Raw genomic sequence first — 24,682 nt, forward strand, 5'->3', positions numbered from 1 at the left:
AATAAAATCACGGTTAAAAGGAAAGAGTCCGGTGCAATACCGAACTCTTTCTATAACCGGATAATGTTTAACCTGTCCAACTTTTTGGGTGCACTTCAGTATATGTGGGGCAATTTTTATTGTGCCGATCTCCTTAAAAATGTAGTCCACAGCATCGACACCATTCAAGTTTTTGCCGGTGAAAAGGTGGAATCGGATTTTGTAGAAGGGGAACTTGGCGAGGATCAGTCCATGAGGGCTTGAATCTCAGGTAAACGGCCGGCACGGACATAACGCTTGCTGAAGTACGAACTTCGTTGCAGCGATTCGATGATGATACCTCTACTATTGGTGTTGTGCAGCATGATCAGTTCGTCACCGCGAACTTCGATCAGCAGTGCCACATGGCCGATAACCCCTTTGCGGTTCTTACTGCCACGGAAGAAAAGCAGGTCGCCCGGTAGAGGATGGCGTACGGGAATGGTATAGTTGTATAGTGCCGATGAAGAGCGTGGAATATGAATATCGTAGCAGGAGTAGAGGTAGGCCACGTAGCCGGAGCAATCCATCGGCCAAGACGATGGCCCCCGATACCTGTAGGGTTTGCCTATCAGCTTCTTGCCTCGGGCTATCAGGTCGGTAACGATGTCCTCCGCCGTTCGGAGCGAATGGCCGGTGGCAGTTGTATGGTGAGGTTTACCGGATATGCTTGTCGCTTTCTTGCTCGTTCCGCAGGAATACAGCAGACCGGTAAGGGCGAGGAGCAAACAAGACTGCCGGAAAAGGCATTTACAGATCGATACGCATTCTTTCATTGGCGGCAATAGTCGGCTTGAATACGCTTTGAGCTTCTTCCAGCAAGCCTTGGACATCCTTGTATCTGCCGGAGTAATGCCCGATTAGGAGGCGTTTGGCTCCTGCAAGTCGTGCTATTTCGGCCGCTTCTTTGGCCGTACTGTGGAAAGTCTCTTTGGCTCTTGCCCGATCCTCCTCCATAAAAGTGGCCTCATGGTAGAGCAAATCCAGACCTTGAATAATAGGGACGATGGAGGGATAAAACTCCGTATCCGAGCAGTAAGCATATCGTCTGGGCGGTGTGCCCGGGGTCGTGAGGTGTCGGTTGGGGATGATCCGCCCATCCGGTGTCGTGTAGTCGGATCCTTCTATGATGAGGGGATATTCGGCAAGCGGAATATTGTAGAACTCGGCAGCCGCTCTGTTCAGATGCCTTGCACGGCATTTTTCTTCGAAGAGGTAGCCCGCTGCAGGGATGCGGTGGCTGAGCGGTATGCTATAGACTTTGACGGATTTGTCCTCATGCACAAGCGCATGTCGGGAGGCATCGATCGTATGTATCTCCACCTGATAGGGCATTCGGTGACAGAACTGCTCCAATATGGGGCTGAGGAAACGCTCTATTCCCTCCGGCCCATGTACATGCAGGGTGCCGGTACGTCCCAACAGACCAAGTGTGGAGATAAATCCGGGCAGGCCGAAACAGTGATCGCCATGCAGATGGCTGATGAAAATATGGATGAGACGCCCGAAATGGAGCTTTTCGAGTCTGAATTGTCGCTGGACACCTTCTCCGCAATCGATCATGTAAAGTTTGTCGCGTAGGTCGATTACTTGCGAAGAGGGATGGTGGTGTGTGGTCGGCAGGGCAGATCCGCAGCCCAATATATGTACACTGAATGCTGCCATATTGCGCAAAGATATATAAATGTGTCGCTCGGCTACCGCCGTTCGGCAAAGAAACTACGCATCAGATCCTCTGATTCGTCCGCCAATATACCGCCTTCTACGCGGCATTTGGGGTGGAGTGCATGATCGGTGAACAGCCTGTAGCCCACTTTGGGTTCGGAAGCTCCGTACACTACTCGTGGTATTTGCGTCCAGCGAAGCGCGCCGGCACACATCAGGCAGGGTTCGACAGTCACGTACAGTGTGCAGTCGCGGAGGTATTTCCCCCCTATGGCATCCACAGCCATCGTGATGGCAAGCATTTCGGCATGAGCCGTAGGGTCGTTCAGGCTTTCCACTCTGTTGTGAGCACGCGCAACGATCTGCCCCTTGCAAACGATCACGGCTCCGATAGGAACCTCTCCTTCGTCAGCGGCCGCTCGCGCCTCTTCAAGTGCAAGCCTCATATAGCGGATGTCATCTGTGGCAAGGGTAGGGGCTGTCATCGCATTTCCTCCTCTCGGAAAAGCAAAGGAGTATCACTTTCTAATAGGTGTATTACCTCTTTCATCAGCGTTTCGCGGATCCAGCGAGAGCGGTTCTCCACCTTGAAACGGCTACAATAGGTCTCGACGGCCTTGTGCTCCGCCTCGTTCAGTCGGATTTGGATTGTTTTCTTTCGGAGCATCGTGGCTCGCGGGAGTACATTGTGCCGGTTTTTCCTGCTCATATTCAGTGGTGCAAATATAGTCCCTTTATTCTGCTGCCGGCCGGTCTGCCTCCGCTACTCCGCGGAAAGTAAGGCGGTGATGCGGCGAAACTCCGAAGCGACGAATAGCAGATTTGTGTGCCGTCGAAGGATAGCCTTTGTTGCGTTCCCATCCGTACATCGGGAAGTCCTTATTCAGGCGGAGCATCGCGTCGTCCCGATAAGTTTTGGCCAAAATGGAAGCTGCTGCGATGGAGCGATAGCGGGCATCGCCTCCCACGATGCAGTGGTGGGGGATTTGTTCGAAAGGATCGAACCGATTGCCATCGATCAGCAGCCTTTCGGGGCGAAAAGGCAACTGCTCTATGGCGCGATGCATGGCGAGAAAGGAAGCTCTGAGGATATTGATCTCGTCTATTTCCTGCGCACTTACGATACCTATCCCCCATACGATAGCCTCGGATTCTATGACAGGGCGAAGGGTGTAGCGTTGCTTTTCGCTCAGTTGCTTCGAATCATTCAGCAGGGGATGAGAGAAATCGGCCGGTAGGATCACAGCCGCTGCATAGACGGGACCGGCCAGACAGCCACGACCGGCTTCGTCGCAACCGCATTCACGCAAGTCATCGTCTATATAGCGAGAGAGCAGCATCTTTATATCAGGATAAGTGTTTTATTAGATCTAAAAAGTTTTGTTCCACTTGGGTAATCTTTTGTTTTCTTTCCAAAACTCTTGTATCAATAATGCTTTCACATATGCCGGTAATATTTCATCTTCTTCTTTGATGATGAACCATTCAATAATGATACTTGTCAGTTTATTTTCAGTTTCTTTGATTTGTTCTTCAAAGAATTCTTGGCGGCACTTCCCTTCTTGTTTCAGCATTATTCGTTTGCTTAGTTTTTGTTTCTTGAACTTACTATCACTTACTGTTCCAGAATGGCCAATATACAGAATCTCTCCATCTTCTGTATTAGCACGAAATCGATATACCCCATAATTATTGAGATCCTTGTGTTTTTCAATTAACTTATTCAATTTGTCATCAGATTGAAAAGTAAAAGAACCATCTGCTTTTTGGGGGATATATGCTGCTATGTGATTTGAAATTTCAATGACTTTATTGCAATTCATATAAAGTTTTATTTTAATTCTTAGAACATGCTTACTATGCGCTTCAAGGCTTGGAGGAATTGCTCCACTTCCTCCTCGGTGTTGTATAGGGCAAAGGAGGCGCGAGCCGTGGCATTGAGTCCCATGCTTTCGAGCAGCGGTTCGGCACAGTGGTGTCCGGTGCGGATGGCTATACCCAGCCGATCAAGTAGCATGCCGAGGTCATAGGGATGAATGTCCCCTATGAGGAAAGAGAGCACACCGCTCTTGTGTTCGGCTTCTCCGATGATACGGGCATTGGGAAAAGCTCTCACGCCTTCGGTAGCCATGCGCAGGAGTTTGTCTTCATGTGCGGCTATGACTTCTAAGCCCAGTCCTTCAATGTAGTCGAGAGCTGTGGCCAAAGCTGTGGAACCGACATAGTCCGGCGTGCCGGCTTCGAACTTATAGGGCAATTCGTTGTAGGTGGTCTTTTCGAATGTCACCTTGGCGATCATCTCTCCACCGCCGTGGTAAGGGGGCATCTTCTCCAGCCACTCTGCTTTGCCATACAATACGCCTATTCCTGTAGGTGCGTACACTTTATGGCCGGAGAAAGCGTAGAAATCCGCTCCCAACTCCCGCACATCTACCCGACAGTGGGCGATGGCCTGTGCTCCATCGACCAGAACGGGTACTCCGGCGGCATGAGCCAAATCCGTTATCCGGCGTATGGGATTGATGGTGCCGAGCACATTGCTGATGTGGGCTATCGAAACGATTTTGGTGCGTTCGTTGAGTAGAGACCGGAAATGCTCCACATCCAGTTCGCCCGATTCAGTCAGCCGGATCACTCTGAGCCGAGCACCGGTACACTCGGCCAAAAGTTGCCACGGGACGATGTTCGAATGGTGTTCGAGGGTGCTGATGATAATCTCATCGCCGGAACGGACGAAAGCTTGGCCGAACGAAGAGGCCACCAGATTGATCGCCTCGGTAGTGCCACGCGTAAAGAGCACCTCTTTCGGGTCTTCTGCTCCGATGTAGCAGGCTATTCGCTTGCGAGCATTCTCGTGCTGCTCCGTAGCCACCTGACTCAGATGGTGAACGCCGCGGTGGATGTTGGCGTTGAATGTGCGGTAGGCTCGTTCGATTTGGTCTAATACCGCTATGGGTTTTTGCGTTGTGGCGGCATTATCCAGATAGATGAGGGGTTTACCGTGTACCCGGGTATGGAGGATGGGGAAGTCTTCCCTGATTTTTTGAATGTCGTACATAATGAGCTATACTATATACTATTTATGTAACCTCTTCGGGGGGGAGGGAGGAGAGAGAACCTACCACTTCTCGCGGTGAAGAATCTCCGAGGTTTCTTTGCGCTTCTTGGCCCTGTGCGGATCGGCGGAATAGCCGAGCATGATGTTCATGACTACGCGACGTCCGGAGGGGATACCCAGTATTTCGCGAATCTTGGCTTCGTTTACCCAACCTATGATGCAGCTACCGAGACCTTCAGCCGTGGCAGCAAGCGTGATGTGTGCGGCAGCTATGCCGAGATCGATATTGGCATAGTGGATTTTTTTCATTTTTCCGCCGATAGTAGCCGTGAAGTTGGCTTTCTCCTCTACTACTACGATGTGTACGGGAGCCTGACGTGTGAAATGATTCATACCCAATAGCCGGGACGATGAGGCTTCCGCCAACTGTCTGCGAGTATCGGGATCGGTGACGACTACAAAGCTCCAAGGCTGCGAATTGCAGGCTGAGGGGGAGAGACGCCCCGCTTCGATGATGCGCTCAAGCACGTCTTCGGGTACGGGGCGGTCGGGATCGAACTTGCGATCGCTCTGCCGCTGTTCGATCAGGGAGTAAAAGTCGTTCGGGTTCATTGGTATTGGAGCATCTTGCTGAGGTATTTCCCCACGATGTCGAATTCCAGATTGACCACGCTACCCGGGACAATGCGGCAGAAGTTCGTATGGTCGCGAGTATAGGGGATGATGGCCACACGGAAGCTGTTCATGCCGGAGTCGCATACGGTCAGGCTCACGCCATTGACGCATACGGATCCTTTCTCCACTGTCATATAGCCTTGGCGAGCCATCTCCTTGTCGAGCTTGTATTCGAACGAATAGTAGTGGCTGCCACCGGCTTCTTCCACAGCGGTACATACGGCCGTCTGATCTACGTGTCCCTGTACGATGTGCCCATCGAGCCGGCCGCCCATCATCATGCTTCGTTCCAGATTGACGAGATCGCCTATTTGGAGGAGTCCGAGGTTGGAGCGTTCGAGGGTTTCGCGTATGGCGGTTACAGTATAGGTGGTGTCCGTCTTGCTGACTACCGTGAGGCATACGCCGTTGTGTGCGATGCTTTGGTCTATCTTGAGTTCATTGACGAAAGAGCACGTCATCGTGATGTGCAGATTGTCATTTTCGCGATGGAGATCTGTCACTTGGGCATATTCTTCTACGATTCCAGAAAACATAATTGTCGTTGTTTTTAATTGATGAAGCGGTACAAAACTACAGAAAATATAGTGATGGTAAGGGAAATACCTATCGATAGGAGAGCAAACGCATGCCAAACAGCTATCTCATGGAAATGTCGTTTTTATGGTGTAATTCATTGTAGAGCAGTCATTTGTGGGTATCATCGTAGGGTGTTTCTTGCTCCATGCAGCGGTGCAGGAAGCAAGAAACGGCCTACAATCGTTTTTGGGTGGGTTTGCCGAGAGGAGGCGTGTCGGTTCTCAGCGGAGGACTTCGGGAACGGCCGGAGCAATGGCGCAGAGCAAAGCCTGACGCGTGGTTCCTTTCTGTCCGATGACAACGATGTGTGTTGGGCCGAAGAATACATTCGCCACTTCGGGCGCAGACAGCTCCTCTATTTCCGATGCGATGCGGGTTGCATGGCCTTCGACCGTATTGAGCAGGAGCGTCTCTCCTGCATTGGCCAGTCCGATAAACCCTTCGGTGCGTCCGATGCGAAGTTCACCGCGAGGGGAGGGTGGACGACTGTCTTGGGGCAGACTGTACACTTTTCCCCCCGAAGGCGAAGTCGATTTTTCTATGCCGAGGAGCTCCAGATCACGCGAAAGTGTGCCCTGCGATACGGAAATGCCTTCGGACAGTAAGGCTGTTTGCAACTTCTCTTGAGTGGAGATTTCCCCTCGCAGGATATGCCGACGGATGGCATCGAGCCTTTTCTTTCGCATTTTTCCCCGTATAGTTTTCTTTAGGCGGTCATAACCAGATAGACCGTATAGCAGACGAAGAGCGATAGGAGGATGCTGCCTTCGAAGCGTTTGATCGTTTTGTCGCCGAAGAAAAGACCGAAAATATAGAGCAGGATTGTCGCAAGGATGAAGATCCCGTAGTCCACGACCGTAATGCCTTGGATCCTTATGGGGCTGATGGATGCACTGACTCCGAGGATGAGCAGGATGTTGAAGAGGTTGCTACCGACGATATTGCCGATGGCCATGCCCGGACGCTTCTTGATGGCAGCCACCACGCTGGTGACCAATTCGGGCAGGGAAGTTCCTCCCGCTACTATGGTGATGGCGACAACCGATTCGCTTATGCCCATCTGTGCAGCAAGCATGGCTGCATTGTCCACGAATAGATCGCCCCCGAAGACGAGAGCTGCCAGACCGCCTATTACCATTATTATGGATACGGGGAGGCCAAACAGCCTTACCTGTCCGGGGGATTCTTCCCCTTTGGACATATTGAAGGTGTAGAATAGAAATATCAGGAAGAAAGCCAGCAGCACGAAGCCTTCGGTACGGGTGATCACATTCTCTCCGGCCATGTCGAAGAGACGGTCGTTGGCCATGAAAAACAAGACCGCGGAGGAGAGGATGGTCAGGGGGATTTCGATACGGATCGTACTGTTCGACATGGCCAGCGGTATGATCAGGGCCGTAACTCCCACGATGGCCAGAATGTTGAAGATATTGCTCCCGATGACGTTGCCGATGGCTATATCGGCACTTCCTTTCAGAGCTGCCATCAGACTGACGGTGAGTTCGGGTGCCGATGTGCCGAAGGCCAGTACGGTAAGGCCGATGACCAAGTCCGAGAGCCGGAATCGCTTGGCAATGGAGGCTGCGCCATCGGTGAGGAAATTGGCTCCGCCAACGACTAAGAGCAATCCGAGGATTAGAAGCAGTATGTTCGGTATCATTGTCTTGTAATAGCTGTTTGTTCGTGGAATGGACTACAAAGATGCGTTTTTTTCATTATCGATTGTCCTCAATCCCGGCTGAGCAATGCGGAGTATGCTTCTTCATACCGGTCGTAAAACAGACGCCACTCTGCATGGGATGCCGTTTGCATGGCTGCCTGCCGGTAGACCGTTCGGTCGGCAGTTTCGGCCGGCCAACGACATAGTAGCTCGGCGATGGATTGCACGGCTTCTGCATAATTGTCGTCGGTACGCTTGATGACGGCTACGCCCGTACTGAAATCGTCCCGGCTGCCGCACTCCTGCATAGCCCAAAGTCCGAAGCCCGAAAGGTCGGTCGTCACCGTGGGGATACCGAAGGCGATGCTCTCCAGCGGCGTATATCCCCACGGTTCATAGTAGGAGGGAAAGACGGTCAGATCCATGCCGATGAGCAAATCGTAGTAGCTGAGACCGAAGATGCCGTCCTTCCGATTCAGGTAACAGGGGACGAAGATGAAGGAGGCCTCTCCGGCACTGCCGGCGGATTCGCCGAGTCGTTTCGAGATAGTCTGCTCCTGTACGTCGTACAGCCAATGCGTCAGGAAAGGATAGGGGAGGGGTTTCTCCTTATACTCCATAGGATCGGGATGATTTAGCAGATATTGCAGGTCGGCACGCGCTCCGGCTACCCATGCCGGCACGAGGATGAAAGCCAAAGCCGGGGTGCGAAGTTTGCCCGATCGTCCGGCATCGGAGACGGCATCGATGAAGAGGTCGATACCTTTGTTCCTGTACTCGTGGCGTCCGCTCGTAGCTATCAGCAGGGTATTGTCAGGCAGTTGCTTGCCGGTCAGATGTTCTGCTACGTGGAGCAGTCGCTTTCGCGCTTCGATGCGCCGTCTCTCGTATTCTTCTCCTTGCGGCACGAAGTTCGGTTCGAATCCGTTGGGCAGTACCATCGGATCGCGCTCGAGCAGCTGCCGGCATTCTTTGGCCGTGAGTTCGCTTACCGTGGCAAAGGTATCCGATTGGTGAGCCGCCGCCTTTTCTATCCCGTGCTTGGCTTCCACACCGAGTTCGGCTGCCATTTGATCGCCGTTGTAGCCCGGCATGTATGCATACAGAGCTTTGTTGTTGCCGGCGATAGACCGCCCTGTGGTGGTGGCATGTGTGAGGAAAAGGGTTTTCAGACGAGGCGTTTTCCGCTTGCTGTAGAGGAGTCCCATGCCGAGCATCCATTCGTTGAATATGCCTATGGCCGGTTGGTCTTCGGGGCAGAGGTATTCGCACAGACTGTGCATTGTTTGGGCTGCGGCAATGCCGAAGAGCGAGGCTTCGTCATAGTCGCCGTACCCCTTGTCGCTTTGGATGCCGAAGTGCTCCCACATCTCATAGTAGAGCTTTGCTTTCTGTGCATAGAGGGGTTCGAAGTCCACCAGTACTACAGGGGGAGCACCGGGAGTTCGCCAGCTGCCGCACACATATCGCAAGTCCAGCGAAGGTGCTGCATCACGATGCCAATCCTCCAAGATGGCAGGGACTGTATTCTCAAAATCGGCGGGTAATTCTTCCTGCTCCGTTAGCAGGGGGCCTATGAAAATGACACGTCCTTCGTGGCGTTTCATCATCTCGTGTGCCCTTGATGTAAGCACAGTGTATATACCACCCTGCTTATTGCAAACCTCCCAGCTCGTCTCCAACAAGAGGGAAGGGTTGGGGCGAAAATCATTCATTCGATCGCAATTCGTTTGGGAAAGTTTTTTCGGTCTTATCCTCCGACCAACCGCCATACAAAGGCCACGGCTACGGTGACAACGAAACCCGTGGCAAGCGGAATCAAGGCTGCCAGCAGTGTCCATTTCCGGCTCCCCGTCTCTTTATATATGTTGAACAGAGTGGTGCTGCAAGGATTGTGGAGCAGGCAGAAGAGCATGAGGTTGATACCCGTCAGCATAGTCCAACCGCCGGCTTCGAATAGTCGTGCCGTTTCGGCCGCACCATCGGCTTCGAACATGACGCCGGCACCGGCTCCTCCGTCTATTCCCGTAGTCAGGACGGTCAGCATCAGGATCGTGGGTATCACTATTTCATTAGCCGGAATAGCCAATACATAGGCCAGCAGAATGACACCGTTGAGTCCCATCAGCCACCCGGGGCCGTCCAGCAGGTCGATCAGATATTCGGCTATCCCGATTCCGCCGATTTGAATGTTGCAGGTGAGCCAGATAAGGGCACCGGCCGGCGCAGCAAAGACAACGGCACGCCACAAAACGACGAGCGTACGGTCTACGATGGATTTATAGATCGTCTGCCAAAACTGTGGCGGACGGTAAGGTGGAAGCTCCAGATTGAACGTGGATACTTGACCTCGCAGCAGCGTCCGGGAGAGTACCCAAGAGAAGAAAAACATGAAAGCGATACCCAGCAATGCGATGGCCACGACCGACCCGATGCCGATCACGCCGCGCAAATAGGCCGGTACGGCAGGCGTGAGGAAGACCGTGGCAAGGAGTATCTGCGTAGGCCAACGGCCGTTGCACAGGGAGAAGTTGTTGGTCAGAATAGCTATCAGCCTCTCCCTTTGGCTGTCGATGATGCGCGTATTGATGACTGCCGCCGCATTGCAGCCGAAGCCCATCGTCATGGTCAGAGCCTGCTTGCCGTGCGCACCCGAACGACGAAAGAGTTCGTCCAGATTGAATGCCACTCGCGGAAGAAAACCGAAGTCTTCCAATAATGTAAAGAGAGGAAAGAAAATGGCCATCGGCGGCAACATCACACTTACGACCCAAGCCGTAGCCAAGTAGACACCATCGATGAGAAATCCGCTCAACCAATCCGGCAGGAGATCCATAGCTCGTGTCTTCAGCAAGGGATGGAGAATACCTACAAGGCTGTCGCTCAACCACTGGGACGGATAGTTGGAGCCTACAATGGTAATCCACAGTACGAAGGCCAGCATGAGCAACATGATCGGAAAACCCCACTTCCGGCTCGTGACGATGCGGTCAATCTTGATGTCCAGAGGAGTTCTCCCACGTTTGTTGGCCTGAGTGACCACTTCTTGGCATATTTTTCCGGCGTCGGAATAGAGTGCTTCCGAGAGCTGGTCATGCAGGTCTTCGCCGAAGTTGCGGCGAAATTCGTCCACCTCTCCTTTCAGCTTCTCCGCCAGAGCTTCGTTATCGGCATAGAGCATATTCTCCACCCGTCGGTCTCCCTCCGTAAGGCGAAGAGCTAACCATCTGCTATTGGGTGTATCGGGATGAAAGAGCCGGATGGATTCGGCCAAAGAATCGATCTTCGCATCTATTTCGGTACCGATGCTTGTCAGTCGATGCGGAGTACAGCGATAAATCCCTTTGGCCACCTCAGACAGGGCCGACAGTAGATCGGATATGCCTTCGCCCGAACGTGCACTGGCTCCTACGACAGGGATACCCAGCCTGCGCGAGAGACCTCTCAGGTCGATCTGCACGCCGTTCCGTTCGGCTTCGTCCATCAGATTGGCACATAGGACGGCACGATCCGTTATTTCGAGGATTTGCAGGATCAGATTCATATTCCGCTCCAGTCGGGTGGCATCCGCCACGATGAGGGTGACATCGGGCTTGCCGAAGAGAATGAAGTCGCGAGCGATCTCCTCATCCTCGGAAGTAGAAAGGAGAGAATAGGTACCCGGAAGATCCACTATCTTGTATGAAGAGCCGGCATACGAGAATGCACCTTCGGCTTTCTCTACCGTTTTCCCGGGCCAGTTGCCGGTATGTTGTTTGAGTCCGGTCAGAGCATTGAATACCGTGCTCTTGCCCGTATTGGGGTTGCCGGCAAGGGCGATGGTAAAGTCGTATCGTTCCGCATCGGTGCCCAAGCGCCGTAGTTTATTTCCGCTGTGTGCGGGACAGCCGTTGCAGGCTGAAGAAGTGGCAGCACTCTTTTTCATCATTCGATTCGAAGTTGGTCTGAGCGTTTTGTTTTTTACCTGTATATAAGGATATAACGAGCTTGATCGTGTCGCAGGGCGATGGCTGTTCCTCTGACCACATAAGCCGTCGGATTGCCCAAGGGACTGGTCAGATCTATGGCGATTCGGCTACCGCGTACGAACCCCAAGTCCAACAGCCGTCTGCGATTGGCTCCCCGACAGGCCTTACTGATGCCGGCTATTGTAGCTTCTTCACCCTGACGAAGCGTAGTGAGCTTGACGGTCTTCTGCGCCAAATCTATCATGCCTTCGTCCGTACAGGGCATTACGGTCAGATTATGTACAGCCTCCCGTGGTAGCAAGAATTGCTCCCCCTCGAAAGAGAGGTGCACTCCATTCGTATCGGTATGTAGAAGGTGGAATACAGCACCCCGGAAGAGGCCGATGGTTTCTATCTGTCGGTACAGGTCGGCAGGCTCGTCTTCGATGTGGATCACTCTCACATACGAATCATCCGGCAGTTCGTCGGCATATACTCCTTCCACCGACTGCACTTCGCCCTCTTCCGTCGGGATGGGATCGCCGTGCGGGTCAAAAAGCGGATTGCCGAGGCGGACTGCTATCCGCTCCTGCTCTTCATCGGACAGATAGTGCTCCTCCTTACAGGCTTGTGCATGCCATTCGCTGGGTTCGTAGCCGGAGTGTTCGGACAGGTATTTTTCCAAAAGCCTGTGGCGTCGAATCACCTTGAGCGCATATTTCCGTCCGCTTTCGGTCAGATGCGAGTCCGGAGGAAGACAATAGCCTTGTTTGTGCAGCAGATCGAGTATATACTGTTGGTTGCTTACCTTCAGTCCGGTCAGTCCGGCCAGTTGGTCTGCATTGACTGGCAGACCATCTTCTTCCAAAGAATAGATGGCTTTAAGCGTGTCTTCGGACAGACGGCGTACATCGAAACGAAATGGAAGATTCGAGAATAAATTCATGCTTCTATAACTTCTATTATTACCGAAGTGTTCGGCCTGTTGGCCTGCGGCACAACGTTCTCAGTATGACAAAGATGCTTATTTTCATCGAAGAATTCGTCAAACCACAGGCTCTCCCTCGCTCTTTTACCTGCATCGAGGTATCCGGATGCAAAGTTGTATCCACAAGAGCCGTTTCATTCTCTTTCCCTGGCCATTCTTTTCCCATTGTCTATCGAATCATGAGCGATTTCCTCTATTCAAATCCCATTCATTGACGGTTTTTGGGATTCTTGTGTGAAAGGCTTTAAATAGTTGGTATAAAGTGTTATATTTGAGGCAGTAAGATGGAGGACTGAACGGGGTTACTTTATGGTGTTTTTTAGTGCATGATTCGGCTGTTGAGGAGGATGATATGCAATCGGTTTATGGAATATAGATAAGAGCTATAGTTTGATAAAATCTGCGAATTACATATAAGAATCTTGCTCTATATCTTTGTCAAATAAGTAATACGAATAAAAAGAAAAATGAAAGCAACTATACTATATCAGAGCAAGAAAGGCCGTACTGCCGGATGGGCAAGAGCTATGGCCATGTACTTGTGGAGTAGGGGGGTGAATGTGAACTTCGGAGCACTTTCTGACTTTAAGGACGATCAGATCAAGGACTCGGATCTCCTTATGCTTGGCAGCTGGACTTCGGGGTGGTTCGTCGTCAATCAGCATCCCAGCCATCTTTGGGTAGAAGGCTCTCGCAAACTTCCGGCGACATTGCCTCCCAATCTTGTCCTTTTTGCTACTTATAAGGTGCGTACCGGTGCCATCTTCAACAGGATGAAGCGGCATCTCAATTTGTCGGGTGTCGCTTGCATCGATACGATGCGCTCTCGTACCGGTATCCTCTCAGAGGATGACAAACGGAGATTGGATCATTATATAGAGAAGATAAAGACACTTCACGAAAAAAGTGAATGACATCTTGTTTGGACATTTAATTACTTAACTTAAATAAGAGACAAAACAATGGAAAAGAACAAACTTACTACAGCTGCGGGTGCCCCCGTAGCAGACAATCAGAATGTGGCCACTGCAGGCAAGCGTGGTCCTATGCTTCTGCAGGATGTCTGGTTTTTGGAAAAGCTGGCTCACTTCGATCGTGAAGTGATCCCCGAACGTCGTATGCATGCCAAAGGTTCGGGAGCTTTCGGCACATTTACTGTCACTCATGACATCACCAAGTACACGAAGGCGGCTATTTTCTCCGAAATCGGCAAGCAGACCGAGCTGTTTGTACGCTTCTCGACTGTGGCTGGAGAGCGTGGTGCGGCTGATGCGGAGCGGGATATACGTGGCTTTGCTATCAAGTTTTATACTGAGGAAGGTAACTGGGACCTCGTAGGAAACAATACCCCCGTATTTTTCCTGAGAGATCCTCTCAAATTCCCCGACCTGAACCACGTAGTAAAGCGTGACCCACGCACCAATATGAGGAGTCCTCAAAACAACTGGGACTTTTGGACGCTTTTGCCCGAAGCTCTCCACCAGGTGACTATCACGATGAGCGACCGAGGTATACCTGCCAGCTATCGTCACATGCACGGCTACGGAAGCCATGCATTCTCGTTTATCAACGCCGAAGGAGTAAGACATTGGGTGAAATTTCATCTCCACACTCAACAGGGGATAAAGAATCTGACAGATGCAGAGGCGGAAGCATTGATCGGGAAAGATCGTGAAAGTCATCAGAGAGACTTATTTGAAAGCATTGAGCGTGGCGACTATCCTCGTTGGACGCTCAAGGTGCAGATCATGACGGAGGAAGAAGCCAAAGCTTTGCCGTATAATCCTTTCGACTTGACAAAGGTGTGGTCGCAGAAAGATTTTCCCCTTATCGAAGTTGGCGTAATGGAGCTGAACCGCAATCCGGAAAACTACTTCGCCGATGTGGAGCAGTCGGCATTCAACCCTGCCAATGTGGTGCCCGGCATTAGTTTCTCACCTGACAGGATGTTGCAGGGGCGTCTGTTTTCCTATGGCGATACGCAACGCTATCGCCTCGGCGTGAATCATCACCAAATACCTGTGAACAGGAGTCGTTGTCCTTTCCTGAATATGTATCACAGGGATGGAGCCATGAGGGTAGATGGCAACTTCGGTTCGCGTCTTGGCTATGAGCCTAACAGCTATGGGCACTGGCAAGATCAGAATGAGTACAAAGAGCCACCCCTCGAACTTGATGGTGCTGCCTATCAATGGGATTTCAGGGAAGATGACAGTGACTATTATTCTCAGCCTCGCAAGCTCTTCCATATCATGTCGCCGGATCAGCAGCAGGTACTATTCGACAATACGGCTCGTGCCATGGGTGATATCCCCAAAGAGATCAAGCTGCGCCATATAGCGAATTGCTACAAGGCCGATCCGGACTATGGCAAGGGAGTAGCAAAGGCTTTGGGGCTTGACGTAAACGAAGCACTGTAAGCGATACAGTCAGATCATAGAAAGTTGCTAAAGCGATAAATAGGCTAAGCATACCGACATAGATCGGTTCGTGCTTAGCCTTTTTTATTTCCTTTTTTTGCCATTAACCGGCTTAAAAATACGCGCCAAAAAAGTTTTCAACAACGAAGATGAGTTTGGAATCATTCCAAATAAGCACCTGAAAGGAAGAAGATTTTGAAGCGAAAAAGGCAAGAAGAGGAAGTTTTTCAGGTAGAAACATGACTTTTGGAAGAGAAGATAACGATCTATATACAAATCATTTACGATAAATATATAGATCGTTTTCGATTTGTATATAAATCGTTTTCCATTTATATATAGATCGAAAGTCATTTCTATATAAATCGCATGCTGAAAAAGGCTTTTTCGAGAGGTGATAAAACAAAGGCACCCACCGAGTTCCCCATAGAAACTCGGTGGGTGCCTTAGATCTTTGAGGAGACTATGGAAGCGTTATTCCTCTTTATTTGTCATAGAGATATTCTTGCTTAGACCGAATAAAGCGGTGGTATGACAGATGCGGAGGGGATGGAACCTGCCTGTCAGGTTGGGCAATATATGTGTCGGGGTTGTATGTGTTTTCGTTGTCATTTGGTTGTAAATTATTTATCAATATCGTTCTATATTAATTCGATAATCACTTTCGGCAAAGAGCTTTATACTCTTGATGGGAGCTTTCTTGGCCGGCAAATATAGTCAAAACCGTCAACCACGTGGAATCGAATTTCCGCATCGCAAATCTTCTCCGCTTCGGTCAGTTCAGAGACTATTCGTTTCCAAAAGAATTTTCGCTGTCAGGAGGAAAAAATCGGATTATTTCCGTTCGATCATTTGGCCGTTATGGAATTATTACTACTTTTGCACCCGGGTAAGTCCTATACGGCATGCTCCCTTTGATTCCCCCAGGGCTTGATCGCAGCAAGGGTATTAGGTTGTAGCGGCGCGATATAGCTAGCTTACCCATCTGCCTCTTTAGCTCAGTTGGCCAGAGCACGTGATTTGTAATCTCGGGGTCGTTGGTTCGAATCCGACAAGAGGCTCGAAAAGAATTGCACCGATTTTCTCAGCTTGGTATGAGAAGTCGGTGCAGTCTTTTTTCTGTTGTTCTTTATCTTTCAGTGCCTTAGTATTCGTAATCTCTAATGGACTGAGAGGAAAATCACGGTTTTTATTGCCATCGTTTGTTGCGGATAATCCTTATTTTTGTACTCATTTAAGGGATAATAAAGTTCATGTCGAGGAAAAACCATACCCCCTATCTGTTGCTTTGGATGGCAGCTCTCTTTTTGATCGTGTGTTTGCCTCTGCAGGGCCAACGCAATCGTGCGTTTACGGTGGTTATCGATGCCGGACACGGAGGACATGATTCGGGGGCGGTCGGTAATGGTTTGCGAGAAAAAGACATCAATTTGGCCGTGGCTTTGCGTGTGGGGCGACTGATTAAAAGCAAACATCCGGATGTGAAAGTGCTCTATACCCGTGAGAAGGATTTCTTCGTTACCCTGATGGGGCGTGCCGAATATGCCAATAAAAACAATGCCGACCTTTTTATCAGTATTCATGTCAATTCCCAAGAGCGAGGTCATGGAGGTTATGGTACTGAGACCTATGTAATGGGGCATGAACGTAACAGTAAAAATATGGCGGTAGTCCAGCGTGAGAACGCCGTCATATTGATGGAGAAAGACTATAAGACCGTCTATAAAGGGTTTGACCCCCGTTCGTCCGAGAGTTATATCATGTTCGAACTGATGCAGAATACGTATCAGGATCAGAGCATCAAACTGGCTCAACAGATCCAAAAAGGATTTGTGGCCAAGGGGCGTCATGACAGAGGGGTGAAGCTCGGCAATCTGGCTGTACTCGTGTTTTCTGCCATGCCGAGTGTTCTCGTCGAACTGGGCTTTATAAGCAATCCGGCAGAGGCTCGTTATTTGGGGTCGGAAGCCGGGCGTGACGAGTTGGCTTCGGCTATAGCCCGAGGATTTGCCCGATACAAGGAGGATTATGACAGACGTTCCGGTAAGGTGTCCGAACCTGCACCACAGGCTACTGAAGAAGAGGATAAGGCCGAAGCCGAAGCTGAAGACAATGCTGCCTTTTCGGCAGATATGTCTGATGATAAGGGAAGTATAGCTCCCAAGGAGCATGCCACAAAGTTGGATGAGGGTGCTCATTCCACGAAGGAAACCTATAAAATACAGATCATGTCCTCGAAGACGAAGCTCAAAAATGGCGATAAGCGATTGAAAGGTTACAAGGTGACCATTGAACAACGAGGCGGTCGATTCTTTTATCTTACAGGAGCGGCTTCCAGCGAGGGGGAGGCACGTCGCCTTCGGAAAAAGGTCAGGAAAAGTTTCCCCGATGCTTATATCGTGGTTTATGAGGCAGGCAAACGTGTGAGAGAGATATATTGATATTGTTTGGAAAGCATTATTAGAGGTAACAATAAAAGAAATGAGAATAAATAAGACTACAAAGATCGGAGCATTGACTCTCATTGCTCTTTTTCTGCTGTACTTCGGTCTGAACTACCTGAAAGGATTCAACGTTTTCAAACGGGAGAATGTGTATTATGCCGCTTTCCCGGAAGTGAAGAACGTTAATGTCGCCAGTCCCGTATTGGTCAACGGCTATAAGGTAGGAGTGGTAAAGTCTCTTAGCTTCGACTATAAGAATGGTCGTTCTATCATTGTGGGAGTCGATCTCGAGTCCGAATATCGTATGCCCAAAGGCAGTCATTTGGCCATTCACCAGACAGCTTTGAGTGGAGCGGAGCTTCGCATCATGCAAGGTGATCCTCGGGATGGATACCTGAATCCGGGGGATACCATTCGGTCTGAAACTCCCGAAGATATTATGTCGGTAACGTCGAATAAGATCGTTCCTTCTGTCGTGAACATGATGCCGAAGGTGGATTCAGTCATTGTCGGCTTGGCGAATATGGTCAATAATCCCAATTTGGCTATAATGATGGAGAATATGGCAGCAACGGCCCAGCGGCTAAATCGTTTGACTGCTTCTTTGGATAAGTCCATCGGGACACAACTGCCTGCCGTCATGGCCAATACACGTACCATCACGGATAATGTGGCAGAGCTTTCGGAGGAATTGAAACAGCTGAAACTGGAGGCTTTGATGGCCGAATTGCAGGCTACATCGGAGAACCTTCGAAGCTTTTCCGATCAAATTCGCAATTCCGACGGTTCGCTCGGGATGCTCTTGAACGACAAATCGCTCTATATGCGACTGGATAGTATGGCTTCGAGTGCGGATGCACTATTGCGCGACCTCAAAGCCAATCCCAAACGCTATGTACACTTCTCCGTTTTTTGATCGCGCGTGAATGAGGACAGCATTTAGCAGATATTTGGATCTCGTGGGACGAGTTTCTTTCTCGTTCTTGCTTTTTATCCTCTCGTTGCAGTTTGTTGGCTGTAAGCAGGATACAAAATCGGGAGCGGGGCATTTGCTTGTATTGATGCGTGAAGCATACGAGCAGGCCGATTACTCCGGTGTTCGGATTTTGGCTGATAGCGTTCATCGTCATTACGCTACGGATACGGTTGCTCGCAAGGAGGCTTTGCACCTCAGTCGACAGGCTGAGTACAAAGAGTGTGAGCGCAATCGTGCCTTTGCCGATAGTGCCCTGCTTGTACTCTCAGGAAGGATCGACAGTGCCTCCCGCTCTTTCAAGACCTTGGCCATGGAAGACAGAGCACCGGAATTCTTTCTGCCCGGTTGGGGTGAAGCATCGGGGCAGGAACGTACACGTCTGCGTTGCAGCGCGGATACCCTTGGCCATCTCAATGTTTTGAGCGTATATGCCGGAGCCAAAGCTATCAACCATACTGCTATTCGGGTGAGGGATGTGCTATCGAAGTCCATGCTACAGACTCAAGATATTCCCTACGATGGTGCGCTTAACTATCGTTTTGCCGATTTGGGGTTATACTATGAAATGGTGACCTATCCGTCAGAAGAGACGGCCAAACTCGGAGAGCTTTTTGTTCAGGCCGAGGCCGAAGGACATACCCTTCGGATAGATTTTATGGCCAAAGGAAAAGTAATGCATACATTCCAAATATCCGGAGCGGGTGTTAAAGCCTTGTCGGAGACTGCTCGTCTCGGACAAATGTACAGCTATCGTACTACTCTCATGGGAGAAAGAGAAAAGGCTGAAAAGCGTATCCGTTATTTGAGTGACAAACTTGGTTTATCTTCCCGATAGAGGTCGGCTATTTTTCCTCATCAATTATTTCAAACACTATCATGTCTGAAACGTTTTCGGTTCGGTTTGTCCGCTTATTGCGGCAAAATATGAACGTTGTCTTTCTCATACTCGGTATCGTAGTCTTGTCCTTATTATATCCATTGGTGAAAGACTGGCAGGTATTCGAACCGAAAAAGGCTGCGCCACCTTTCTTCGTGTGGATTTTTGCCATCGTTATGGGAGGAATGGCTGTTGCTGCCGGTGTCAGAGGAGTCATTCGGACAGATGCTACTACCTTCCGCAAGCTGCTGCTTATCTCGTTTGTTGTGGCTGCGGTAGGCCAACTGCTAGGTTTTGCTATCGGTGCGGTATGGTTTTTCTGTGGTATTTCCTATGTGTATGCCATTGCTCAAAAGAAATTCTATCTGCCGGTAGGTATTCTTGTTTTGCTGGTAGCTTACTATCTGTTTCAGATGACGGGGCTTATCGGAGCCGTAGAGACTAAGGACGCTCTGCATACGCTTAAGCAGCGACTTCCCTTATTGGCTTTGCCTTTGGCTTTGTGCTGTTGGCGCCCGACAAGAGTGGAATGGGGCGTATTTCTTTCTTTTTCTTTCCGCCTTGTATTGGTGTACTTATCCTGCATCATTCTTATTTCTCTTCTTTTGACCCAATACTTCGGTCAATCTGTTTTATCTCCTTTCTCTTTCGATAAATTCTATCTCAAGGCTCATATCCCAATGCCTGCATCGAGCTTCTGTATGCTCCATTGGACGCATTTTGCCCATCCCACTTATATCTTCTTGGGCATATTCGCTATTTTTATGGCAGTCGCCGTACGTCAGTATTTCTATCGGGAACAAACGGTATCTACGGTGGAAATGGTCTATGGTTTGGTCGCCTTGTCATGCTTTGCTTTTATTACCCAAAGCCGCTTGGCCATGCTCTTCATTCCCCTGTCGATCATGTTCTTTTTCTTGGTACGAGCCTTTTTCCTATCCCAGAAAAAGAAACTTTTATTCGCCTCTTTCGTCCTTATCATTGTAGGAGGTTTTATCTTCAACGGTCTCTTGTCGCATCGCTTTTTTGCTGACGGAGAGCGTAGTCAAATGCGAGATATAGCGATGGAAGCTATCGATCGGCATCCGTGGACGGGTATTCGCTTGGGTACTATGGACAATGTGCTACAGGCACGGATCGATACGGATATTTTGTTGAAACATCCGCACAATCAACTTTTGGCCGATGGTATGCAGCTCGGGATTCCCGGGATGGTCGTATTGGTGATATTCGTAGGCGGGTTGTTTTACTTTGCCTATCGCGAGAGACGATATGATTTCCTCCTTTTCCTGCCTGCTATCCTCCTGACAATGGCAATCGAATCCCCTCTGATCTTTGTTCGAGGTGCCTATTTGCTGGCATTTTGGTTCTCGGTATTTGCCGTTTCTCCGACTCGAAAGAGAGACTTTGCTTGAAAGATTTTTTTAAGTTTGCCCTGATCCTCAGATGATCAGGGTCTGTTTCCGTACGGCTTGAAAAATGAAAAAGCAAAAGCAAAAACAGGGAAAATTATTCTATTCCATCAGCGAAGTGGCACAGATGTTCGATCTGCCGGATTCCACTCTGCGTTTTTGGGAGAAGGAATTCCCTGCACTAAAGCCACATACTTCCAAAGGCGGCACTCGTCGCTATACAGCCAAAGACATTGAAATGGTGCGGCTTATTCACCACCTTACCAAGGAGAAAGGGCTTACACTTGCAGGTACGAAGCAAGCTCTCAAGAACGATTATGATGGTACTACGCGCAGGGAAGAAGTCATCAGTCGCCTGAAAGAAATCCGTCAGGAACTATGTGATATTCGTGATGCCATTGATCAATGGGAGCGGAAGAATATATACTAAGGGAAGAACTGCTGTGATGAATCCCGAATTTGATCTCCTTCTGAAAGCATGGAAAGGAAGTGGACTCGCTGCCGGTATGAAAGAGGATGAGGTCATAGCTCTGCTTGAGAGTTGTTCATATAGGACTGAACGGCTGAAAGCAGAAGAGCTATACGCTATCGGTGGAGATAAGCTGCAAGACCTTCGGATCGTGGGCGCAGGAGAGATTCGCGCTGAGATGGTGGGACCTTCCGGTAAGCAGATTCTGATAGATACACTAGCCACCGGTCGTATCTTGGCTCCGGCCCTTCTTTTTGCATCGGAGAATATTTTACCCGTTACCTTATTGGCCAATGAGGACAGTATTCTTTTCCGCATCGGGAAGCAAGAGTTCAAAGGGACGATGCATAAGTACCCTGCTCTGATGGAGAATTTTATCGGCATGATTTCGGACATCAGTGCTTTCCTCATGAAGAAAATCCATCAGCTTAGTTTACGAAGTTTACAGGGCAAGATCGGAGACTATCTGCTTCGGTTTTATACCAAAGACGGCAGCAGTCGGATCGTTGTCGAATCTTCATGGAAAGAACTTGCCGATCGCTTTGGCGTGAACAGGCAATCGCTGGCACGCAGCCTTTCTCAACTTGAAGAAGAGGGCATTATTAGGGTGGACGGCAAGAGTATAGAAATACTCCAACCTCAACGATTGTCGAGGCTGGAGTAATCAAATCAAGTCTTCTTGATTATACATGTTTTTTCTTCTCTTGGTCATCGACCGGAGAGGAATACCTACTGCAATGCTCCCAATCTACTGCCGCAGGCATTCACACACGTTCTCATGCAATCAGCGTCTGAATGTCTTCTTCGACCGTACCGATACCGGCTATACCGAAGTTTTCTACCAGTACTTTCGCTACGTTCGGGGATAGGAATGCCGGAAGGGTAGGGCCTACATGGATATTCTTGACTCCGAGGCTGAGCAGAGCGAGTAGGACGATAACGGCTTTCTGCTCGTACCATGCAATGTTGTAGATGATCGGAAGTTTATTGATATCATCCAATCCCATTACTTCTTTCAGCTTCAGAGCAATAACTGCCAGTGAATAGCTGTCATTGCATTGTCCGGCATCAAGAACGCGAGGGATGCCACCTATATCGCCAAGCTGCAATTTGTTGTATCGGAACTTGGCACATCCCGATGTAAGGATAACGGTATCGGAGGGAAGAGCTTCGGCAAACTCCGTGTAATAGTTGCGCCCATTCTGCCGGCCATCGCAACCGCTCATCACTACAAACTTGCGGATTGCTCCACTGCTGACCGCTTCCACCACTTTGTCGGCTATGCTCAATACCTGATGGTGTGCAAAGCCTCCAATGATGCTACCGCTTTCAATCTCTGTGGGAGGCTGGCAAGTCTTGGCCAAGGCAATGATTTCGCTGAAGTCCTTGCGGCCGTGCTCATCGCTTTCGATGTACTTGAATCCCGGATAGCCTGTAGCGTTGGTGGTAAATACCCGATCCTTGTAGGAGGCATTGGCTTTAGGCGGTACGATACAGTTCGTAGTGAAGAGGATAGGGCCGTTGAAAGTTTCGAACTCCTCACGCTGTTTCCACCATGCATTGCCGTAATTACCGAAGAAGTGTTTGTATTTTTTGAATTTGGGATAGTAGTTGGCCGGTAGCATTTCACTATGCGTGTACACATCTATACCCGTTCCTTCGGTTTGCTCGAGCAGCATCTCCATATCCTTCAGGTCATGACCACTGATAAGGATACCCGGGCGCGAACCGACACCTATATTTACTTCCGTGATTTCCGGATTGCCAAAGCTTTCGGTATTGGCTTTGTCCAGAAGAGCCATCACTTTCACTCCGTAAGAACCGGTCTCCAGTACAAGAGCTGTCAGTTCATCCGCCGAAAGCAATCCCATCGTCACATCGTGTAGCGCGCGTTCTGTGAAGGCATTGATCTCTTCATCCACGTAGCCGAGTCGATCTGCATGCTCCGCATAGGCTGCCAATCCTTTGAGTCCATAGATCGTCAGCTCTTTGAGAGAGCGTACATCCTCGTTTGTCTCCCTTAGAATACCTACGCTGAGAGCCAACTGATCATATTCTTCCTGCGTTCCCTGCATCGTTACCGCTTCGTTTTCGGGAAGCTCTACACCTTCAGCAAGAGCCAAATGGTGCAATTCCGCTTTGAGTGCAAATGTTTTCTCTACGCGTTTGGCTATGGAAGAGTAGTCGAAATTGGCATTGGTGATCGTGGCGAATAGAGATTCCATGATCGTCTTATCTGCCTTTCGGTAATCGGCTTTCACTCCGGCACGCCTCATCGAAGTTGTTATGATGGCAATGCCTTTGAGGTTGAAGACGAGCAAATCCATCAGATTGGCTGTACTAAAGTCCTTACCGCATACCCCTTTGAGGATGCATCCCTTATTGCCTGCAGTTTCTTGGCATTGATAGCAAAACATTTTCTTTTCCATTGTCGAGTCTCCTTCTTTCTTTTGTTAATCGATCGTTGTTCTTTGATGACACAAAAGTAGAAGCTGCTATCCGCCTGAAATGTCGCCTATGCGACACGGAGCCTTTATTGAAAAAAAGCTGTGGAAAAGTTTTTGGTGCGTATTTGGTGGTTATAGGGCATAAAAAAGAGGCGTCGATGGCGCCTCCTTTTGTGGGGGGAAGAACCGGGGAGGGTGGGGAGCTTGTGTTTGATTTGTGGGGAAAAGCTTGCCACTATCGTTCCTCGGTGGTTCGGAGTAGGGACGGTTGTCGTTATTTGATTTGCCCCAATGCTTTCAGGGTGTTGCGGACTTCTTCGGCCGATTCTTTGGCTTTCTTGCCGTCGATAACGATGCCGTCGAGGACTGTCGCTTGAGGTGCCAGTCGCTTCATCTCGTCCAAACACTTGCCCATGCCGCCACCGCCATGTGTGACAAAGGGGATGATGGTCTTGCCCTTGAGGTTGTGCTGATCCAGAAAGCTCATTACGGCAGGAGCCAAGGTGTGGATCCAGTTGGGCGAACCTATGTAGACAACGTCGTAGTCGGCTATGTCTTTGACAGACTTTTTGAGTTTGGGACGAAAGCCTTTCTTCAGCTCCTCTTTGGCCTGCTGGACGAGGGCTTTGTAGTCTTCGGGGTAGGCCTGCTCCGGTTCTATGCGGAAGAGTACGCCTCCGGTAGCCTTTTGGATGTGTTCGGCCACTGCTTGGGTGTTGCCACTGTGGGAGTAATAGACGATAAGCGGTTTTTTCGCTGTCTTCTTCTGCGCTTCTGCGCCAAACGCTACTGCCAGTGCAGCTACAATCACGAATAAGAATGTTCTGAGTTTCATAGTAGGGTATTTTTATGATTTTCCACGGACAAAGGTATTCGATTAGGTCATATAAGCTGTATGGAGTCTTTATTTTCTTTCTTATACCATGTATTATAATGAGTAATCCTTGCCTTGGATATAAACGATGAGAGGGGAAAAATGTAAAAAAGGACAAAATGTCAGTCTTTAGGCGTTGGCATGGTTGTTGGATTTTGTTCGGTAACAACAAA

25 protein-coding genes and 1 tRNA gene are annotated in these 24,682 nt (G+C 49.7%); 10 read left to right on the forward strand and 16 right to left on the reverse strand.

The features are described 5' to 3' along the window. The coding region (locus HQ49_RS11900; protein ID WP_039417776.1) for a hypothetical protein at nucleotides 1-243 on the forward strand (243 nt) is incomplete at its 5' end. Here HQ49_RS11900 and HQ49_RS00240 read toward each other — a convergent pair. The 14 genes from HQ49_RS00240 to HQ49_RS00305 all read right to left on the reverse strand — a co-directional run bounded on the left by HQ49_RS00240 (nucleotide 225) and on the right by HQ49_RS00305 (nucleotide 12,548). Then, on the reverse strand, nucleotides 225-794 hold the full coding sequence (locus HQ49_RS00240; protein ID WP_039417778.1) for a C40 family peptidase: 570 nt from the start codon (nucleotides 792-794) through the stop codon (nucleotides 225-227). The two genes, HQ49_RS11900 and HQ49_RS00240, sit on opposite strands and share 19 nt — an antisense overlap. Continuing rightward, nucleotides 769-1,683 carry a ribonuclease Z gene (locus HQ49_RS00245; protein ID WP_039417780.1) on the reverse strand — a complete coding sequence of 305 codons (915 nt, stop codon included), beginning with the start codon at nucleotides 1,681-1,683 and terminating at the stop codon, nucleotides 769-771. Before HQ49_RS00245 ends, HQ49_RS00240 begins: the two co-directional genes overlap by 26 nt. Before the next feature lie 32 nt (nucleotides 1,684-1,715). Next, nucleotides 1,716-2,168, reverse strand: a complete 453-nt coding sequence (locus HQ49_RS00250) for a nucleoside deaminase (protein WP_018965879.1) — start codon at nucleotides 2,166-2,168, stop codon at nucleotides 1,716-1,718. Beyond that, a complete protein-coding gene (locus HQ49_RS00255) occupies nucleotides 2,165-2,392 on the reverse strand; it encodes a hypothetical protein (protein ID WP_039417782.1) in 228 nt (75 codons plus the stop codon). The genes HQ49_RS00250 and HQ49_RS00255 overlap by 4 nt, the downstream gene beginning before the upstream one ends. A gap of 25 nt (nucleotides 2,393-2,417) precedes the next feature. Then, nucleotides 2,418-3,023 (reverse strand): ribonuclease HII, encoded by a 606-nt coding sequence (locus HQ49_RS00260; protein WP_080745513.1) that lies wholly within the window; start codon nucleotides 3,021-3,023, stop codon nucleotides 2,418-2,420. A gap of 30 nt (nucleotides 3,024-3,053) precedes the next feature. Next, nucleotides 3,054-3,506, reverse strand: coding sequence for a hypothetical protein (locus tag HQ49_RS00265; RefSeq protein ID WP_039417784.1), 453 nt, complete (start codon nucleotides 3,504-3,506; stop codon nucleotides 3,054-3,056). 20 nt (nucleotides 3,507-3,526) lie between these two features. After that, entirely contained in the window at nucleotides 3,527-4,741 is a 1,215-nt protein-coding gene (locus HQ49_RS00270; protein ID WP_039417786.1) for an aminotransferase class V-fold PLP-dependent enzyme, read from the reverse strand. A gap of 60 nt (nucleotides 4,742-4,801) precedes the next feature. Beyond that, nucleotides 4,802-5,353, reverse strand: a complete 552-nt coding sequence (locus tag HQ49_RS00275) for a nitroreductase family protein (protein ID WP_018965875.1) — start codon at nucleotides 5,351-5,353, stop codon at nucleotides 4,802-4,804. Beyond that, complete coding sequence (locus HQ49_RS00280) at nucleotides 5,350-5,952, reverse strand: riboflavin synthase (RefSeq protein ID WP_039417789.1); 603 nt, start codon at nucleotides 5,950-5,952, stop codon at nucleotides 5,350-5,352. Before HQ49_RS00280 ends, HQ49_RS00275 begins: the two co-directional genes overlap by 4 nt. 264 nt (nucleotides 5,953-6,216) lie before the next feature. Continuing rightward, complete coding sequence (locus HQ49_RS00285) at nucleotides 6,217-6,681, reverse strand: arginine repressor (protein ID WP_018964926.1); 465 nt, start codon at nucleotides 6,679-6,681, stop codon at nucleotides 6,217-6,219. Nucleotides 6,682-6,701: 20 nt separating this feature from the next. Further along, nucleotides 6,702-7,655, reverse strand: coding sequence for a calcium/sodium antiporter (locus HQ49_RS00290; RefSeq protein WP_039417791.1), 954 nt, complete (start codon nucleotides 7,653-7,655; stop codon nucleotides 6,702-6,704). Nucleotides 7,656-7,723: 68 nt separating this feature from the next. After that, complete coding sequence (locus HQ49_RS00295; RefSeq protein WP_039417793.1) at nucleotides 7,724-9,370, reverse strand: glycosyltransferase; 1,647 nt, start codon at nucleotides 9,368-9,370, stop codon at nucleotides 7,724-7,726. A 35-nt stretch (nucleotides 9,371-9,405) separates the two neighbouring features. Next, nucleotides 9,406-11,580: a ferrous iron transport protein B gene (feoB, locus tag HQ49_RS00300; RefSeq protein WP_039417949.1), complete on the reverse strand. Its 2,175-nt coding sequence runs from the start codon at nucleotides 11,578-11,580 to the stop codon at nucleotides 9,406-9,408. A 35-nt stretch (nucleotides 11,581-11,615) separates the two neighbouring features. Further along, nucleotides 11,616-12,548: a metal-dependent transcriptional regulator gene (locus HQ49_RS00305; RefSeq protein WP_039417795.1), complete on the reverse strand. Its 933-nt coding sequence runs from the start codon at nucleotides 12,546-12,548 to the stop codon at nucleotides 11,616-11,618. A gap of 509 nt (nucleotides 12,549-13,057) precedes the next feature. On the opposite strand from HQ49_RS00305, the gene HQ49_RS00315 reads away from it, so the two are divergent. The 9 genes from HQ49_RS00315 to hcpR all read left to right on the forward strand — a co-directional run bounded on the left by HQ49_RS00315 (nucleotide 13,058) and on the right by hcpR (nucleotide 21,852). Then, nucleotides 13,058-13,504: an NADPH-dependent FMN reductase family protein gene (locus tag HQ49_RS00315; RefSeq protein WP_039417796.1), complete on the forward strand. Its 447-nt coding sequence runs from the start codon at nucleotides 13,058-13,060 to the stop codon at nucleotides 13,502-13,504. Between the two features lie 48 nt (nucleotides 13,505-13,552). Next, complete coding sequence (locus HQ49_RS00320; RefSeq protein ID WP_018964919.1) at nucleotides 13,553-15,010, forward strand: catalase; 1,458 nt, start codon at nucleotides 13,553-13,555, stop codon at nucleotides 15,008-15,010. A gap of 987 nt (nucleotides 15,011-15,997) precedes the next feature. Beyond that, nucleotides 15,998-16,071, forward strand: a tRNA-Thr gene (locus HQ49_RS00330). Between the two features lie 192 nt (nucleotides 16,072-16,263). After that, nucleotides 16,264-17,451 carry an N-acetylmuramoyl-L-alanine amidase family protein gene (locus HQ49_RS00335; protein ID WP_039417798.1) on the forward strand — a complete coding sequence of 396 codons (1,188 nt, stop codon included), beginning with the start codon at nucleotides 16,264-16,266 and terminating at the stop codon, nucleotides 17,449-17,451. 40 nt (nucleotides 17,452-17,491) lie between these two features. After that, complete coding sequence (locus HQ49_RS00340; protein ID WP_018964916.1) at nucleotides 17,492-18,370, forward strand: MlaD family protein; 879 nt, start codon at nucleotides 17,492-17,494, stop codon at nucleotides 18,368-18,370. A 10-nt stretch (nucleotides 18,371-18,380) separates the two neighbouring features. Next, a complete protein-coding gene (locus tag HQ49_RS00345; RefSeq protein ID WP_039417799.1) occupies nucleotides 18,381-19,265 on the forward strand; it encodes a hypothetical protein in 885 nt (294 codons plus the stop codon). Nucleotides 19,266-19,306: 41 nt separating this feature from the next. Then, nucleotides 19,307-20,722 carry an O-antigen ligase family protein gene (locus HQ49_RS00350; RefSeq protein WP_039417800.1) on the forward strand — a complete coding sequence of 472 codons (1,416 nt, stop codon included), beginning with the start codon at nucleotides 19,307-19,309 and terminating at the stop codon, nucleotides 20,720-20,722. Nucleotides 20,723-20,786: 64 nt separating this feature from the next. Beyond that, the gene (locus HQ49_RS00355) at nucleotides 20,787-21,149 is read left to right on the forward strand and encodes a MerR family transcriptional regulator (RefSeq protein ID WP_039417801.1); all 363 of its coding nucleotides are present in this window, start codon (nucleotides 20,787-20,789) and stop codon (nucleotides 21,147-21,149) included. Between the two features lie 16 nt (nucleotides 21,150-21,165). Continuing rightward, nucleotides 21,166-21,852, forward strand: a complete 687-nt coding sequence (gene hcpR, locus HQ49_RS00360) for a nitrosative stress-sensing transcriptional regulator HcpR (protein ID WP_039417802.1) — start codon at nucleotides 21,166-21,168, stop codon at nucleotides 21,850-21,852. Nucleotides 21,853-21,964: 112 nt separating this feature from the next. Here hcpR and hcp read toward each other — a convergent pair whose 3' ends face one another. Together hcp and HQ49_RS00370 are read right to left on the reverse strand one after the other, a co-directional pair. Continuing rightward, nucleotides 21,965-23,617 carry a hydroxylamine reductase gene (gene hcp, locus HQ49_RS00365; RefSeq protein WP_039417803.1) on the reverse strand — a complete coding sequence of 551 codons (1,653 nt, stop codon included), beginning with the start codon at nucleotides 23,615-23,617 and terminating at the stop codon, nucleotides 21,965-21,967. A gap of 292 nt (nucleotides 23,618-23,909) precedes the next feature. Then, a complete protein-coding gene (locus HQ49_RS00370) occupies nucleotides 23,910-24,470 on the reverse strand; it encodes a flavodoxin (RefSeq protein WP_018964910.1) in 561 nt (186 codons plus the stop codon). Nucleotides 24,471-24,682 lie beyond the last annotated feature (212 nt).

The sequence above is a fragment of the Porphyromonas gulae genome, from assembly GCF_000765945.1.
Lineage (GTDB): Bacteria > Bacteroidota > Bacteroidia > Bacteroidales > Porphyromonadaceae > Porphyromonas > Porphyromonas gulae.

Excerpts from the sequence above, each read along its gene's own strand:
- HQ49_RS00240 (WP_039417778.1), bottom strand. The coding sequence starts at position 794 with ATGAAAGAATGCGTATCGATCTGTAAATGCCTTTTCCGGCAGTCTTGT.
- HQ49_RS00245 (WP_039417780.1), bottom strand. The coding sequence starts at position 1,683 with ATGGCAGCATTCAGTGTACATATATTGGGCTGCGGATCTGCCCTGCCG.
- HQ49_RS00250 (WP_018965879.1), bottom strand. The coding sequence starts at position 2,168 with ATGACAGCCCCTACCCTTGCCACAGATGACATCCGCTATATGAGGCTT.
- HQ49_RS00255 (WP_039417782.1), bottom strand. The coding sequence starts at position 2,392 with ATGAGCAGGAAAAACCGGCACAATGTACTCCCGCGAGCCACGATGCTC.
- HQ49_RS00260 (WP_080745513.1), bottom strand. The coding sequence starts at position 3,023 with ATGCTGCTCTCTCGCTATATAGACGATGACTTGCGTGAATGCGGTTGC.
- HQ49_RS00265 (WP_039417784.1), bottom strand. The coding sequence starts at position 3,506 with ATGAATTGCAATAAAGTCATTGAAATTTCAAATCACATAGCAGCATAT.
- HQ49_RS00270 (WP_039417786.1), bottom strand. The coding sequence starts at position 4,741 with ATGTACGACATTCAAAAAATCAGGGAAGACTTCCCCATCCTCCATACC.
- HQ49_RS00275 (WP_018965875.1), bottom strand. The coding sequence starts at position 5,353 with ATGAACCCGAACGACTTTTACTCCCTGATCGAACAGCGGCAGAGCGAT.
- HQ49_RS00280 (WP_039417789.1), bottom strand. The coding sequence starts at position 5,952 with ATGTTTTCTGGAATCGTAGAAGAATATGCCCAAGTGACAGATCTCCAT.
- HQ49_RS00285 (WP_018964926.1), bottom strand. The coding sequence starts at position 6,681 with ATGCGAAAGAAAAGGCTCGATGCCATCCGTCGGCATATCCTGCGAGGG.
- HQ49_RS00290 (WP_039417791.1), bottom strand. The coding sequence starts at position 7,655 with ATGATACCGAACATACTGCTTCTAATCCTCGGATTGCTCTTAGTCGTT.
- HQ49_RS00295 (WP_039417793.1), bottom strand. The coding sequence starts at position 9,370 with ATGAATGATTTTCGCCCCAACCCTTCCCTCTTGTTGGAGACGAGCTGG.
- feoB (WP_039417949.1), bottom strand. The coding sequence starts at position 11,580 with ATGAAAAAGAGTGCTGCCACTTCTTCAGCCTGCAACGGCTGTCCCGCA.
- HQ49_RS00305 (WP_039417795.1), bottom strand. The coding sequence starts at position 12,548 with ATGAATTTATTCTCGAATCTTCCATTTCGTTTCGATGTACGCCGTCTG.
- HQ49_RS00315 (WP_039417796.1), top strand. The coding sequence starts at position 13,058 with ATGAAAGCAACTATACTATATCAGAGCAAGAAAGGCCGTACTGCCGGA.
- HQ49_RS00320 (WP_018964919.1), top strand. The coding sequence starts at position 13,553 with ATGGAAAAGAACAAACTTACTACAGCTGCGGGTGCCCCCGTAGCAGAC.
- HQ49_RS00335 (WP_039417798.1), top strand. The coding sequence starts at position 16,264 with ATGTCGAGGAAAAACCATACCCCCTATCTGTTGCTTTGGATGGCAGCT.
- HQ49_RS00340 (WP_018964916.1), top strand. The coding sequence starts at position 17,492 with ATGAGAATAAATAAGACTACAAAGATCGGAGCATTGACTCTCATTGCT.
- HQ49_RS00345 (WP_039417799.1), top strand. The coding sequence starts at position 18,381 with ATGAGGACAGCATTTAGCAGATATTTGGATCTCGTGGGACGAGTTTCT.
- HQ49_RS00350 (WP_039417800.1), top strand. The coding sequence starts at position 19,307 with ATGTCTGAAACGTTTTCGGTTCGGTTTGTCCGCTTATTGCGGCAAAAT.
- HQ49_RS00355 (WP_039417801.1), top strand. The coding sequence starts at position 20,787 with ATGAAAAAGCAAAAGCAAAAACAGGGAAAATTATTCTATTCCATCAGC.
- hcpR (WP_039417802.1), top strand. The coding sequence starts at position 21,166 with ATGAATCCCGAATTTGATCTCCTTCTGAAAGCATGGAAAGGAAGTGGA.
- hcp (WP_039417803.1), bottom strand. The coding sequence starts at position 23,617 with ATGGAAAAGAAAATGTTTTGCTATCAATGCCAAGAAACTGCAGGCAAT.
- HQ49_RS00370 (WP_018964910.1), bottom strand. The coding sequence starts at position 24,470 with ATGAAACTCAGAACATTCTTATTCGTGATTGTAGCTGCACTGGCAGTA.